This is a genomic window from Gimesia aquarii (assembly GCF_007748175.1).
In the GTDB taxonomy this organism is placed as follows: domain Bacteria; phylum Planctomycetota; class Planctomycetia; order Planctomycetales; family Planctomycetaceae; genus Gimesia; species Gimesia aquarii_A.
Genome location: NZ_CP037422.1, coordinates 5,163,254 through 5,178,223, shown reverse-complemented (window position 1 = coordinate 5,178,223; position 14,970 = coordinate 5,163,254). Strand labels below are relative to the sequence as shown.

Annotated in this window: 10 protein-coding genes; 4 read left to right on the top strand and 6 right to left on the bottom strand. The window is 42.5% G+C overall.

The genetic code is table 11. The features are described 5' to 3' along the window. Window positions 1–90 precede the first annotated feature (90 nt). The 3 genes from V202x_RS19730 to V202x_RS27590 all read right to left on the bottom strand — a co-directional run bounded on the left by V202x_RS19730 (window position 91) and on the right by V202x_RS27590 (window position 4,026). Window positions 91–867, bottom strand: a complete 777-nt coding sequence (locus V202x_RS19730; protein ID WP_145178521.1) for a hypothetical protein — start codon at window positions 865–867, stop codon at window positions 91–93. A 112-nt stretch (window positions 868–979) separates the two neighbouring features. Further along, entirely contained in the window at window positions 980–3,499 is a 2,520-nt protein-coding gene (locus V202x_RS19725) for a GGDEF domain-containing phosphodiesterase (protein WP_145178519.1), read from the bottom strand. A gap of 371 nt (window positions 3,500–3,870) precedes the next feature. Next, a complete protein-coding gene (locus V202x_RS27590) occupies window positions 3,871–4,026 on the bottom strand; it encodes a hypothetical protein (RefSeq protein WP_197992983.1) in 156 nt (51 codons plus the stop codon). A gap of 162 nt (window positions 4,027–4,188) precedes the next feature. Between V202x_RS27590 and V202x_RS19720 the strand changes: the two genes are divergently transcribed. Further along, window positions 4,189–7,701: a mechanosensitive ion channel domain-containing protein gene (locus V202x_RS19720; protein ID WP_145178517.1), complete on the top strand. Its 3,513-nt coding sequence runs from the start codon at window positions 4,189–4,191 to the stop codon at window positions 7,699–7,701. Window positions 7,702–7,710: 9 nt separating this feature from the next. Here V202x_RS19720 and V202x_RS19715 read toward each other — a convergent pair whose 3' ends face one another. Both V202x_RS19715 and V202x_RS19710 read right to left on the bottom strand, forming a co-directional pair. Next, window positions 7,711–8,169: a YiiD C-terminal domain-containing protein gene (locus tag V202x_RS19715; RefSeq protein ID WP_197992982.1), complete on the bottom strand. Its 459-nt coding sequence runs from the start codon at window positions 8,167–8,169 to the stop codon at window positions 7,711–7,713. Window positions 8,170–8,319: 150 nt separating this feature from the next. After that, window positions 8,320–9,126 (bottom strand): hypothetical protein, encoded by an 807-nt coding sequence (locus V202x_RS19710; RefSeq protein WP_145178513.1) that lies wholly within the window; start codon window positions 9,124–9,126, stop codon window positions 8,320–8,322. Window positions 9,127–9,610: 484 nt separating this feature from the next. Here V202x_RS19710 and V202x_RS19705 point away from each other — a divergent pair, with 484 nt between their 5' ends. The 3 genes from V202x_RS19705 (at window position 9,611) to V202x_RS19695 (ending at window position 13,788) form a co-directional block, all read left to right on the top strand. Continuing rightward, window positions 9,611–10,345 (top strand): alpha/beta hydrolase, encoded by a 735-nt coding sequence (locus tag V202x_RS19705; RefSeq protein WP_145178511.1) that lies wholly within the window; start codon window positions 9,611–9,613, stop codon window positions 10,343–10,345. Between the two features lie 210 nt (window positions 10,346–10,555). Then, complete coding sequence (locus V202x_RS19700; RefSeq protein WP_145178509.1) at window positions 10,556–12,865, top strand: hypothetical protein; 2,310 nt, start codon at window positions 10,556–10,558, stop codon at window positions 12,863–12,865. Beyond that, window positions 12,862–13,788: an ABC transporter ATP-binding protein gene (locus V202x_RS19695; protein ID WP_145178507.1), complete on the top strand. Its 927-nt coding sequence runs from the start codon at window positions 12,862–12,864 to the stop codon at window positions 13,786–13,788. The genes V202x_RS19700 and V202x_RS19695 overlap by 4 nt, the downstream gene beginning before the upstream one ends. A 13-nt stretch (window positions 13,789–13,801) precedes the next feature. On the opposite strand, the gene V202x_RS19690 is transcribed toward V202x_RS19695, so the two are convergent. Continuing rightward, window positions 13,802–14,608, bottom strand: coding sequence for a prolyl oligopeptidase family serine peptidase (locus V202x_RS19690; protein ID WP_197992981.1), 807 nt, complete (start codon window positions 14,606–14,608; stop codon window positions 13,802–13,804). Window positions 14,609–14,970: the final 362 nt, after the last annotated feature.

Below are 14,970 nucleotides of genomic sequence, written 5' to 3'. Positions count from 1 at the left end.
CACATATGTAACGTGTCACACTATTGTAACAATGCAATTCATCAAGAGTCAAGCATCTTTGTTCATTTTCTCGTTCGACTTAAGACTTGATTAATCGAGAGGCTTACCTGTGAGATAAGGTAATTTGATTTGACCGCAGTTCAGGACTTCGGATTTCCACTTATAGTTCTGCTGTGTATCAGCTTCGTTAGCCATTTCGAGCATTTCATTGACTGTGTAGGTTCGAAGCACTGAAACAAGGCCGTCCCAAAAGACCAACGCCGGAATCAGGGGGATCAGATATGTAAAGATCAGTCGTGAAATACGAAAAGGCTTTATAAACGGTGTCAACAGCAAAACAAATATCGGAGAGAGTGCAAACCGAATCAGATGTTCTATGTCGCGCTGTTGTGCTTCAAAAATGGCAATGGGTTCCTGAGCCGCGATTGCGTTGCGAAGAATGTCTTTTACGTCACTCGGATTGAAGTGGTGCAGACTTAGAAACTGCGTTCGTAGTCCTACCAGATCTTGGGGCACGGCTTTCGCATCGATAGAACGTGACTCAACTTCAACCGTCTCAGGGAACGCTGAAACAATTTCTTGCAAACCAGATTGATTTGGATAATAGTCAGTCAGTTTGACACGTAAACCCGGAACCTGCTCTAGTAACTTCGGAATCAATGTAAACCAGGGACCACCGCCACCAGAGGCAATATCGACAATCTGTGAACGACCAGTCTGTTGCAGGATTTCATTGAGAACCGGCAGCGTTCCACCGAACAGATTAAATTTGCCAGAAACGAAGCGCAGGTAATCTGTCATAAAATCTCTAAGCAAACTTGGAAACCAGCGGCAGTCTTCAAACTCAAACAGTTGTCGTCGTTTCATAGTCATTCGCAATGCTCAAAGTAAGATATCTTTGCATTATTTAAACAACTATGATAGCGAAACGTGCTAGAGAGTGAGAACACTGCCGGTCAAATAGTATCAAACAGAGCACTTAATTACTTTCCACCAGTTGTGGAGTCGATGCGATTGAGGCACCAGATTGTTTCAGTAAGTATTCTTCAAAGACTTCCGAGGTCAATGGTTTAGCAAAGAGAAACCCCTGTCCATACTCGCAGCCCAGTTTCGTGAGTTCGGTCAACTGGTCCTGTTCTTCGATACCTTCAGAAATAAGCATGATCCCCAGGTTTTCAGACAGGACTACCAAAGAATTAATCATCGCGGCCATACCTTTGGTACGTATGACTTGATCTACTAACGAGCGATCAATTTTAAGTGTATCTACAGGGAATTGATTCAGTGAAGCAAAAGAGGAACAGCCAACACCAAAATCATCGATGGCCAACTTGACCCCAATGTTTTTGATTTCTTTCATCGCTTGAATCGCTTCATTCACATCGGAAGCAAAGGCATCTTCGGTCACCTCCAATTGAAGATGTTTAGGATCTAGATTAAATTCCTGGAGCGTGCTTTCCACCATCTGCACCAAATTCGGGCAGATAAATTGCTTACGCGATAAGTTAATGCTGATCATGGATGGAGCGGAATATCCCAGCCGCTCTGACCACTCAGCGTATTGCCGACATCCTTCTCGTAAAACCCATTCACCCAGTTCGATAATCTGTTGCGAATCTTCCGCAATGGGTATGAACTCTCCCGGACTGATGAGTCCCAATGTCGGATGATACCAACGCAACAGAGCCTCTACACAACAAACGGTACCAGTTTCGAGCGAAACGATGGGTTGATAGTAAAGTACCAATTCCTGATTCTCTATCGCTTTTCTGAGATCGTTTTCCAGAATCATCTCTCGAATCACACGTTTCCGCATTGAATCATCAAAAATCACATAACGGCTTTTTCCGGAGCGTTTTGCTTCATACATGGCAGTGTCTGCATCACGGATGATCTCTTCCGGCCGTTTGTAATATTTGTTGCCGATTACGATCCCCATGCTGGCAGTTGAATATACTTCATGCTGTTCCAGGAAGTACGGACGGGCTAATTCATCCAACAGCCGTTCTGCAACAGAGTTCACTTCGTCAAGGCTCTTGATATTATTGATCAGAATCAGAAATTCATCGCCTCCCAGTCGACCTGCTGTATTTCCTGAAACCTGCTGACTGATTGAATCTGTACAGCGAAGATGACGACGCAAGCGAGTTGCAATCTCAACGAGCAGTAAGTCACCGACATCATGTCCTAAACTGTCATTGACCATTTTGAAACGATCAAAATCGAGGAAGATAACAGCATAATTTGCTTCTGATTTCTCCTGGGACTCCAGAATTAATTCCTTTAAACGTTCATGGGATAGCGTACGATTGGGTAAACCTGTCAATTTATCGACTAATGAGGCGCGTTCAAATACTTCTTTACTATTACGCAACTCAAGTTCGGCCTGTTTTCGGTCTGTCACATCAAACATCACACTATCGACCATAGGCACGTTATTGTGATCATGTGAAACTAAACCTTGTTCCCAAACGTATCTTACCTCTCCATCAGCACGTATCATTCGATATCCAACCTGGAATGATTGCGGTTTTTCCGCGGCCGACTGAATAACTGAATGGACTTTAGTAATGTCATCAGGATGAATGACACTGGTAAATGTTCGTACTTTATTCTGTAATAGTTCTTCAGCAGGATACCCCAGAAGCTCTTTGATTGTCTCGCAGACGAATTCAATAGTCCTACTTTCGTCCACATGCGACCGAAATGTCACGCCAGGAATATTATTCATCAAGGTTCGAAACTGTGCTTCACTCTGTTTCAATTCATTCTTTGATGATTGAAGTTTTTCATTGGCGAGTATCAGTTTTTGATTGTATTTACGAAAGAGAAACAGAAGAATGACACTAGGCACGATAGTCAATAAAAGTATAACAATAGCACTGACCCCACCTCGCCAAACTAATATCCCACCATGTTCAGTTGCGTCTTTTGCACTTTCGACCGCATATTTTGACGAAAGAATTGATAGATTTCGCATGTCGTCTTTAAACGGTGTCATCGCCAGATTAGCCTGTTGAGGAGTCTTAATTTCCTCGCGATTTATCTTCTCGACGATATTCAAAAACTGTTTTTGATACTCTTTTACTGAATCGTGCAACAGCATCTGTAAACGTGTCTGTTCCTCATTTGCCATACACTTACTCAAAAATTCCGTATCAATGGAAAGCTTGTTCCAGGCAGTTCGCCACTTCAAGAGATAATCATTATATTCGACCGGATGATTCAGATTGAGGAACACATCTTTTTCGTAGCGGCGACACTCAAGCACATCCTTTGCCACTTTTCCTGCCAATGATTGTCGATTGACATCGACGTAAATCACGTGTTGGGTAAGTGTGACTTGACTTAGTTCATAGATCAGGACCAAAACTCCCAATGCCATGACAAAGGCAATTCCAAACAGCGGCAACCTAGGCCAGATGAAATGAATTGAGTCATTTTGATCGGCAGTTTGCGGACTACCCCCCATCGACTCAAATTCTGAAGACTGTTTCATGTTTCTCACTCTCAACCAATATGGATGTGAAGACTACACAAAACGTAGGTTATTTTTTTAAATCAACGTGTATCCCTGTTACTTCTCGTAATCCAATCAGTTAAATCCAGTCAAACCCCTCCAGAAAAAGTGTACATTATAACACATAGCATTACCCAAAACTTACTGGAAGATGACTTTATCATCAACATGCATAGGGAAAACCCCTACTATACGATTAAGTCTACACCCCGAATATCATGAGTTTGAGCTCACTCCAAGTATCAGCTTGACCATATTAAAACGACTTAAAAGGCGTTATCAGGTACAGAGATGAAACAGTCTCTATTTTCATGCTTACTGGATCAAACCAGGGGTATAAAAAGAACGACTCATGTGATTTTCAGGGCAGAAATCATCGAAGTACGAATAACAACACTGTTGAGAACATAATCATTCTCGGTAGCACCACCTCGCTTAAATGCCATCTGCAAGAAACTGACATTGGCTACGAATGCAGCCGATGATCTCTCTGCAGGATTGATCATATAAATTCTTGAACGCTCGAACGAAGAAAGATCAATTATCTTTTTGCAGAGGGAAAGTACTCCACACCTTGCTGAACAAGGAGCTGAAGAACTAAACTGACGTTCGGAAGCGCCGTTCATCTTCCTTAAGTTCCACGAATCAATTTAACGAAATTGTACTGAATGTTTCTTTGTCACCGAAATACTCAAACGACCGTATGCTCTCTGATCTTTGTGGTTATGTTCTTTTTGTGTTTGGATTTGCAGGCTCAGGTTCCTTCCAAGACACAAACCCCCACTAAATCACCAGCGTTCAACGGAACACAGCAACCAACCGCTGAAGAGATTCAGAAAAAAATCGAACAACTCAAGGAAACCAAAGGCCTGTCTGAAGAGGATCAGAAAAAGGCAGCCAATTTTTATAATCAAGCGATTGAGGACCTTAAGAAAACAGTCGAATTACAAGAAAAAGAAAAAATTGATGAAGTCGATTCGAAAAATGCAGTCCAAAGGCTGAATGATATCAAAGCTAAAATTGAAAGCGAGAATAAAAAATCATCCCCTTCTTATACTCACATCCTCAATCTTCCAAAACTGGAACAGGATCTCGTTCAAGCTGAAGCTGATTTTGAAAAGAGTAAGCAGGTTCTTGCTGACTGGGACACAGAAATTGCGAGCCGCGCTAATCGCCAGAAAGATGCGTTACAACGTGCGAGTCAAATTGATGAAAAAATTAACGAAATCGAAAAGCAATTAAAAGTCCCTGTTCCTGCAGATGAACCAGCGTCGGTTACAGATGCCAGAAAAATGGAGCTTAAAACACGTCTGTTACTTCTCAAAGCTGAAAAACCGGCTCTCAAGAACGAGCTAGCTAAATATGATGTTGAAGCAAACATCGGCTACCCGCGTATCAATCAGGATTATTTAAAGCTGCTCGCTAAAAGAGATAAAGATAAAATTGATGCTATGAAGGCACAGATTAAGAAGCTTCGTAACGTCGAATCTGAAATGCGTGTGAAAGAAGCGCGTCAAAAAGTTTTTGCCACAAATCCCATTCTGCAACCTCTCGCAGCAAAGAACCAAAAATATGCAGAAGAGATTCAAGCGCTCAATAAAAAAGTCGAAATGGTTGATCAAAAATATTCTCAAACAAGCCAACTCTTAGAAGATCTCAAAAAACAATTCGATCAAACAAAAGAAAAAGAAAAATCCGTCGGATTAACCGGCCCGATTGGCTTGTTACTCAGAAATCAACAAGCGGCACTCCCCGTTGTCGAAAGTCTAAAACAAAGTATCGAGAATCGAAGTCAACTCATCAATGAAGTCCATTTAAAAGATTATGAACTGAACGATCTTTGGGATAACTTTCCAACCGTAGAAGAGAAAACCACAGAAATTCTGAAAAGGAACCCAAAACTAACTACTGAAGACAAAATTAATCTCCAGCAGGTCGTCGAAGAAACTCTGACGAAACAAAAAGAATACCTGGACACACTCATTCGGAGTAACAAAAACTACTTCGAGAAGCTAATCAATTTGAATGTCACCGAAAACAATCTTGTAAAACAATCCAAAGCATATTCTGCCTATATCAGTGAACGTGTTTTTTGGATTAAAAGTTCTGCTCCTGTTTCTTTGTCGGAACTCAAGCAGACATCGCAATCGATTCGCTGGTTGTTTTCTCCAAGTCATTGGAAACAATTGATCCAGCAACTCAAACAGGATACTTACAATAATCCGGTCATTTACTTAACTGCTTTCTGTTGTTTCGTGAGCCTTATTTATCTGGCGTATAATGTTCGGATTCAACTAAGAATCATGAATAAAGAAATCATCAGGAGCAATTACCGCAAATTTGGAATGACGGCACGGGTCGCCTTCCTCACTCTGTTTATTGCCATTATCTGGCCAGGCTTTATCTGGTTTCTTGCCTGGAGAATCGGTAGTCATCCCAATGCTCCCGTTTTTGTCAAAGCCGTTGATTCCAGTTTGCGCCAAGTGGCGTGGCTCTTATTTTTCTGGGAACTGATCCGGCAAATCTGCAGACCCTTAGGTCTCGGTGAATCGCATTTTGGCTGGTATAAACAAACCGTTTCCTATGTACGTAGAAATATACGTTGGGTCATTCCTTTTTCTTTACCTCTACTTTTCATCACGCTTCTGCTGCATGGTAAAGAAGTCGACCGTAATCATGACTTGCTGGAACGTCTATTTTTTGTTGCGTTGCTCATTGTCTACACGGTCTTCGCTCGAAGAGTCTTTCATCCCCGCTCTGGTCTCTTTCAATCAATTCTGAATTACAATGAAGAGGTCTGGTACGACCGAGTTAAATTCATTATTTATTTCTTAACGCTACTTGTGCCCTGCTCTCTAATTCTGTTATCGCTCATCGGTTTCTACTTTACGGCGATGAGCCTGTTTCATTTAATTTTCATGACGCTTTGGTTATTTCTGATCGTCATTATTTTCAGGGCGTTGCTGTTGCGCTGGATTTTAATTCACCATCGACAGTTAAGCTATCAGCAGAATCAGCAACGATTAGAGGCTCTTAAAAAAGAATCTCTAGAATCAAGTTCAGAAACGATAGTCGCCGGTATTACAACAGAGGAAGAAAATCCTGCCGATCTTACTAAAATCTCAGCACAAATCAAAAAACTAATTAATGCCACCATGATCGTCATTCTGCTAGTAGGTTTATTATGGATTTGGGGAGATACGCTACCAGCCTTTAACCGACTCGATACAAATGAATTTAAGCTCTGGTCGACGTCGATTCAGACAGTCGAAGAAACCAAAGATGTGGATGGAAACATCACCCAAAAAACCATTGATCGGCTGGAACCCATTACATATTATGATCTCGGATTGGCTCTCATATTTGCCATCTTCGCAATTGTTGCTACGAAAAACCTGCCCGGTCTGCTTGAGTTCCTGATTCTGCAACGCCTCCCCTTGGATACCCCTGTTAAGTATGCCATCACCAGTCTGGCCCGTTATTTCGTGGCACTCATTGGAATTTTCGTTGTGTTTAGTACAATCGGCTTAGGCTGGACGAAATTACAATGGCTGGCGACCGCATTGACTTTTGGACTGGCATTTGGTCTGCAGGAAATCTTTGCCAATTTTGTCTCCGGCTTGATCCTGCTTATCGAACGCCCGATCAGAGTGGGCGACATTATCACTGTCGATGATGTGACAGGCGTCGTATCCCGTATTCGTATGCGAGCCACAACCATCACAAACTGGGACCGCAAAGAGTATATCGTTCCGAACCGGGAATTTATTACAGGGAAGATACTTAACTGGACGTTAACCGACTCGGTACAGCGCATCACAATTACGATCGGTGTTGCCTATGGCACAGACACCAATCAAGCTTCTGACCTTGCCTTAAAAATTGTGAACGAACATCCGTTAATTCTTTCCGAACCAGCCGCAAGCATTACCTTTGAATCTTTTGGTGACAGTACTTTAGACTTAATTATCCGCGCATTTCTTCCAGATTTGGAGAATCGCTTGCAGGTGATTCACGAATTGCATACTTCAATTCACGAACAATTCAATGCAGCAGGAATTGAAATTGCCTTCCCGCAAAGAGACGTTCATCTTTTTACCGGCGATAAATCATTGGCAGAAACAATTCAAAATACGCATCGCGCAAAGCCTGATTCAGAAGATCATTCTCAAAAACCTTGAAAAACCAATTCAAGATCGTTCCAGTTGCTTTGCTACAAAGGTGCCTTTGATGACTGCTGCCACCTGTTGTTTGACTGTCACGGCACACTCCAATTTGATTCGCGCACGCCCCTTCCGCTGTAGGCCCGAATGAAATTGATCCCATAACTTTTGTTCGGGGAAGTGGCATTCCGCTTCGAAATCACTCTCAATTGGATGGAGAAATTCCATCTCACTTTTCTGAATCACAATCTTATAACGCACTTTGTCTGCGCTTAATCGAATGTGGATTAAAGTCCAGCCAGCCAAAATGCCTAAACTGGCAATACTTCCACCAAAGGCTGTCTCCTGATGATTCAGGTTCGGAGCTAACCTGGCCGTCAGCCTGAGAGCGTCTTTCATCTCAGGTAGCACATTAATCTGCATTGCCTTTGTCACCGGAATATGCTGATGTAAGTAGGCAGTCACTTCTTCAGCATCAAATTCCATCAACATACCCTTCCAGCTAAAAGACACAGACTTGTTTTATGATTGCTTAAATCAAAAACAACATAACGCATCATCTGGAAAAATAATAGAGTCGATTGAGAATCGCAAAAAAACTGTTTCGTAATATCAATTATAAGTAGGAGAACATTTTCAGTTGTTCGATGGCAGTGGTGGTAAAACTGCTGGACCTTTTTGTAATGGTTGTGGTTGAGTTCCTGGTGTAACGGGAGGAGAAATGGGAGCTGTCTTACGTGAAGGTTTCCACCCGGAATCATTCTGTTCCGGGAATGGTAATGCCAAGCCTGGAGGTTGTGACTGTCCTCCCCGACCCTGCTTTGAATCAAGTTGTGGAACGGGATTCGGACTGGGAAATAATCTTTGCGCTGGAGGTAACTCAAGCCCTAGTGAATAGTGTGCCTGTAATTGATTAATTGAAGATTGCATATCAGTAAGAATTCCACAAACATCGCGCATAGCCTGTTCTGAAATCATGCGATAAGGAGGGCCGTAGCACTGGAATATACCACATTGAAAATTGGGTTGTGGATATCCATTTCCACCATAGAAAATATATCCGTTTGGTCCGGTTGGCACTGTGACAGGATCTTTGAATACTGGCAACGGCATGGTTTTAAGTGATTGATCCAAATCATCCACTAAGAGACTTAATTCCAATAAAGCCTGGTCCATGCCTCTGGTAGGAGCATTCAGAAGAACCATCCGGTGGATATTATCGGCCATTTCATGAATTTCATAAGCTTTCGCAAAAAGTATTCTTTGCCCTCTAATACCCCGAAATTTTGTCCTTATCTCCCGGCAGAGTGTAAAGGAATCGCGGTTGAGCTTTCCCCCAATCAAATCGAGGTCTCTTGCCTGTGCATACAACGAACCACTTTGTAAGAACACTAAAAACAATAGAATTACGAGTGCTTTTATCGATCTGTTTCGCCGAAACATTATGAATCTCCCTATCATGTGGATAAATTGAACATTCTCCTGAATCATCCTCATTGATTGGATTTCTTTTATGAGAAGTTACTCTGAGCTAATGCAAAAGGTGTTCCTGAAATAGAGTATATTCTATTTGACAATGTTAAACTAAGTGTTGAAAATCACTTATTACAATCCGCTTTGAGCCGATCTTATTTAGACCATTTATTCACCTGCCGCATTTTCGATAACAAATGCATCAAAATGATCCTTGAATCGAATCACTTATGAACACACTCCGGGGAATTCACTCGATAAAACATGTTTAGTACAAATGCCTCATTGCCTCTATTCAGAACTCAAAAGTTAAATCATTTCCTGTTCTTGATTTAGCATTGATAATCAATGGTACTCGATTGCGAAACCATTTGTTCTTCGACACAATAGCCATTCTCGATTTTTAAACAGATCCATACCGTCCATATGGGAACCTTAGGAGATTCAGGATTCAATGCCCCTCACTACAAGAACAATTGGTGCACTTAGCTGCCAGATTTACGATGAATTACCCACGAACCAAAGCCCGGAAGTTATAGCCGTCATCAGTCATGGTTTTGGCGCACCGGGTGATAACTTAGTACCATTGGGACCTGAGATATTGAATAGAAACCCTGCTTTAAAAAACCGAGTTCGATTCGTTTTTCCGGCAGCACCGCTTTCTTCCTTAGAAATAGGAATCCCTGATGGACGTGGCTGGTGGATGCTGGATATCGAGAAATTGAATGCTGCTATACTATCTGGACAAATCCGAGATCAAAGATCAAAGACTCCCGAGGGATTTTTGGAAGCCTCACAAAAACTGAGTGAATTAATTGTTGAGCTCCAAAAGGAATCTGGCTTACCACTCTCTCAATTTGTACTGGGAGGTTTTTCACAAGGATCAATCGTCTCAACAGAGGTGGCCCTAAACCTGCCGGAACCTCCGGCCGCCTTGGTCATTTGGTCTGGTACTTTGCTATGTGAACAAAGATGGATCTCGCTAGCAGAAAAATCAAAGAAGTTCCCCGTGTTACAGAGCCATGGAACACAGGACCCGATTCTGCCATATGAAGGGGGAATCTGGTTAAAAGAGATGTTTGAACAACATCAATTCGAAGTAGACTTCTCTGACTTTATAGGTCCACATATGATACCAAAAATTGCGTTGGAGAAATTTGCAGATCTACTTACTGATCTAAAGGTTTGAAACTGAATGTAGAACAGGTTAATCCATGGAAACTCTTTATTTGTAATGACAATCCATTGAGCCTCGTCTCGGCTCAAGACATAATACCATTTTATACTTATTTTATTATTTCGCTTCAATTCGTGACGATCTCGAAAGAGAAGCGATTCGTCATTTCAAACACTGATTCCCAATTGAACATTTGAACAAATGGAATCAGAGAATAAACACATGAAATCATCGCGGTTTTCTCAATTCAATACGATCCTTTCATTGCTTTTGCTTCTGCTCAATGTGAACCAGCATGCTTTTGCTGAAGGTGCTGATGAAAGCGCTTGCGAAGTTAAACAAATTCAGGTCGGCTTTGACGGGCTTTACAAAATTGGACGATGGGTTCCCGTTACAGTTGAGCTAACGACAACTGCGCCGATTGAATTACAGTTATCCGTGGTGTCCCTCTCTCCTGATGGAAATTCCACCGAGGTACCTTCGGACGTCTACCGATTTCCCAAACCGGGAACCTATCAACTCTACTCGCAATTTAAAACCGGATTGCTTGATAGTCCGTTAAAAATTCGCTTGCGCGATATAGGTACTCAAGCAATATTGCATGAGTACTCCTACTCACCGCAGTCAACTCAGAATCAGTTTACGGGAATCGGTTTAAAACAATCGGTCGAACTCTGGGCTATCATCGGTAAGACTTCCGGATTTGATCCAATCGAGCCTGCTGGACTAGATTCCATTGATAAAAAACTCAACCAGTTTACGACACTGATTTCTGACCAGTCATTTTTACCAGAGACTGACTATGGCTATGACTCACTCGATTCCCTCATTCTTGATTCTGATTATACTGTCAGTGCCGAAAAAAACCGGGCCATACAGAATTGGGTCGCCAATGGAGGCCATCTCGTTCTCTGTGTGGGCCAAGACTTAGAAAAATATCAGAAAAGTGAATTTTCGAAGTGGGTTCCCGTTAAAGTCCTCGGGGAAAATAAAGTCCGTGAGTTAAGCAGTCTGGAATTATTTGCTGCTGTACGTTCACGGATTCGCGGTGTAGCCACTGCTTCTCAAATTGAAATCAATTCGGGAGAAGTTCTGGCCTCTTCCCTCAATGGACCAATTCTGGTAAGAGTTCCTTTCGGACTGGGGGTTGTCACCTTTCTCGCTTTGGATCTGAATACCAGCCCTTTAGTCAACTGGGAAGGCTTAGAGAATCTCTGTGTTAAACTCGCGACTCGAAAAAAGCAGCCCGTCGCCGCAAATGAACAGGAAGCTGCGCTCGGAAAACGGCTTTCCCAAACCGGTATTTCGGAATTAGAAACACAGCTTTTTCATTCTCAGCAAAATTTTCCACAAGCGGAACGATCGTCGCACTGGTGGGTGATGAGTTTAATTCTCATCTATCTGCTACTCATTGGTCCGCTCGATTATTTTCTGGTACATCGAATTTTGAAGAAGCCACATATTACCTGGGTTACATTCCCCAGCATGGTTTTGATCGCAGCTGTCTGGGGGGTGGCTACGGCTCAAAACGATAATGGTCGTTCGCTGCAGTCAACACAACTCAATCTTGTCGACTATGATGTATCTGAAGGCCAACTTCGTGGACGCTTTTATCTCAGCCTATATAGCCCTGAAACGCGTCGATATCAGATTGATGTTCAGTCGAGCATCCCTGTGCAGGATGAAAAAAGGAAGCTTGTTCCAACTCAGATCTGTTGGAACGGACTACCAGAGACAACGTTTGCTGGCATGTATCGCTCGGCAGAAGGAACCATGAGTGCCCCTGCTTACGAATTTTCCCCTCAATCAAAGTCGATTGTGAACCTTCCGATCCTGAAATGGGGCACGAAAAGCTTACTGGCGGAATGGACGCAAAAACAACCAGAATTATTCTCATCTAATCTGACGGGTAACAGTCTCAGTCGACTCTCAGGAACATTTACAAACCGATTAACTGTCCCGCTCAAAGAGTGGGTCCTTGCCTATGGTAACCGTATTTATCTGCCGCTCGTAGATCCAGAACATCTTGAAGACTCCTTTATCCCTCCCAATCAAAACTGGGATATTACTAGCCCTAACATTACTTCGCGTAATATAAAAGGATATTTGACCCGTTCTGTCTCTCGTCGATTACCTAAACAAGGGCAAAATACGGCCAGTGTGGTGACAGAGCAGACCGACTATGATGCCTTTTCCAAAGATGTTTACGATATCCTCAAAATGCTTACGTTCCATGAAATGTCAGGAGGATATGGGTACACAGGACTCTCTAATATTTCAGCAGAACAATTAGATTTCAGCGAACAATTACGTTTAGGAAGAGCCGTTTTGTTTGCCAGACTGGATACACCTCTCAGTCAAGCCTCACTTGATAACAAAAAACTTGATCAGACAAATCAGAGCGCATATATCAGAGTTGTGATCCCTGTAACGAAATCGACAAAAATCCAATACGAATTACCTTCGTTGAAAGAGAAAGATAATCCGCCAAACGATCAGCAGGACCCACCTGCCGGGAGCGATAACAAGTGATTGAAACACGTAATTTAACAAAACGTTACGGCGACTTGATTGCCGTGAATAACATCAATCTTAATCTGGGTGAAGGAGACGTCTTTGGTTTTATTGGCCCTAATGGTTCTGGCAAAACCACCACCATGCGAATGATCGCTACACTGCTCAGTCCCGATTATGGTGAAGCGTACGTTTGTGGAAAATCGATCTATACGCATCCCGAAGAGATCAGAAGACTCGTTGGATTTATGCCGGACTTCTTCGGTGTTTATGATGATATGACGGTGATTGAATACCTCGAGTTCTTTGCATCGGCCTATCGAATCAAAGGGCCTCAAAGACGTAAAGTCTGTGAAGAAAAACTGGAACTAGTTGATATGTCCTTTAAACGAGATGCCATGGTCAACCAGCTTTCCCGTGGTCAAACCCAACGCATTGGACTGGCACGTGTCCTGTTACATGAACCACAGGTTCTTTTGCTCGACGAGCCGGCCAGTGGACTTGACCCGCGTGCTCGAATCGAAATTCGGAACTTGTTGAAACGCCTGGGAGAATTAAAGAAAACGGTGATTGTTTCAAGTCATATTCTACCAGAACTGGCAGATGTCTGTACGCGTGTGGGAATGATCGAAAAAGGAAACCTGATTATCGACGACAATGTCGATGAAGTCATGAAAAAAGCAAGACAACGTATTTTGTTACACGTTTCCGTCAACGAAAATACCGACAAAGCGGCAACCCTGCTCGAAGCTCATGAGCTCGTTTCCAACATTGACATCCAAAACAATGTCATGCTGATCACGCTCCAAAACGACGTCAAGGACTACACCTTTATTCCCACAATATTAATCAATGAAGGCTTCAAACTTCGTTTATTCCACGAAGAAGAAATCAACCTTGAAACCGCATTCATGGAATTAACCAAGGGTCTGGTACAGTAATTCGATCTCCGTTTTATTTCTTCTTTTTTGCAGCGGCTCGTTTCGCTTTACGCTCTGCCGCTTCCTTTTTTTCTGCTGCTCTGACTTCTGCTTCCGGTTTGCGTTTTTGCTGTAACAACCACTCATAGACTTTCGGATTGTTATATGTTTCGGTCCAGGAATCATGTCCAGCCTCCGGATAGACCGTGAAAGTCACATCTGCTTTCGCTTTTTTCAATACATCCACCAATGTTTTTGAGCGACTAAGAGGTACGGCTGTATCTTTTGCACCATGAAAGACCCAAATGGGAACATGTTTGATTTTTTTGACCCAAAATTTTTCACCACCACCACAAATGGGAACCAGAGCTGCAAACCGGTAAGGAGTATAAGCAGCCAACGCCCAGGTCCCGAAACCTCCCATACTCAATCCTGATACATAAATGCGATCTTTATCAACACGATACTTTTTTTCCACTTCGTTCAATAACGCCGTTAATTCAACCGGCTGCCAAAGTTGTTCTTTCGGACATTGAGGGGAGACAACAATGAAGGGAAACTGCTTACCATTTTTAACCAGCTTTGGAGGACCATGAATGGTCACCAGATCAAGATTATCACCGCGTTCACCCGCTCCATGCAAAAATAATAGTAAAGGCCACTTTTCCTTTTGCTCATAATCTTCGGGTAAATAAACCAGATAGTCCATTTTGACTGGAATGGTCGTATTGAGCTCAGCTGCTTGCTGTTTACCAGATCGTACTTTTTCCTCTCCTTGTGCGATCGGAATGCAACTAAAAACAAATACGATCACGGACGCTTTGATCATCTTAGGTAACATCTATCTTGTTCTCCCCAAATTTAAAATGTCATCTCTGCTAGTTTGAGTAAAATAGAACATGAGCATGACAGACTAAAAACAAGACTTCAAGCGAATCAAATTATCTTAACTCAAAACATATATACACCATTCGAGTCCCCAGCAAAGATAAATTACATAAAACAGACAAGCAGGTTTTTGACTCAGATATCAGTTTCCCCTGTATTCCAGTCTCTTCCCACTGATCAGGATCAGAATGCTCTTCTGCCATTTTTTGATTTTTGATAGGATCCTACCCTCCATTCTCTCTGTCTCTCCCACCATTTCTTTCTCTGTCTTTACTCCTACTCCTCAAATGCAGTCTGGCCTTCATAGCAGAAACT

Coding starts and splice junctions, on each gene's coding strand:
- V202x_RS19730 (WP_145178521.1), bottom strand. CDS start 867: ATGAAACGACGACAACTGTTTGAGTTTGAAGACTGCCGCTGGTTTCCA.
- V202x_RS19725 (WP_145178519.1), bottom strand. CDS start 3,499: ATGAAACAGTCTTCAGAATTTGAGTCGATGGGGGGTAGTCCGCAAACT.
- V202x_RS27590 (WP_197992983.1), bottom strand. CDS start 4,026: ATGATCAATCCTGCAGAGAGATCATCGGCTGCATTCGTAGCCAATGTC.
- V202x_RS19720 (WP_145178517.1), top strand. CDS start 4,189: ATGTTTCTTTGTCACCGAAATACTCAAACGACCGTATGCTCTCTGATC.
- V202x_RS19715 (WP_197992982.1), bottom strand. CDS start 8,169: ATGGAATTTGATGCTGAAGAAGTGACTGCCTACTTACATCAGCATATT.
- V202x_RS19710 (WP_145178513.1), bottom strand. CDS start 9,126: ATGTTTCGGCGAAACAGATCGATAAAAGCACTCGTAATTCTATTGTTT.
- V202x_RS19705 (WP_145178511.1), top strand. CDS start 9,611: ATGCCCCTCACTACAAGAACAATTGGTGCACTTAGCTGCCAGATTTAC.
- V202x_RS19700 (WP_145178509.1), top strand. CDS start 10,556: ATGAAATCATCGCGGTTTTCTCAATTCAATACGATCCTTTCATTGCTT.
- V202x_RS19690 (WP_197992981.1), bottom strand. CDS start 14,608: ATGTTACCTAAGATGATCAAAGCGTCCGTGATCGTATTTGTTTTTAGT.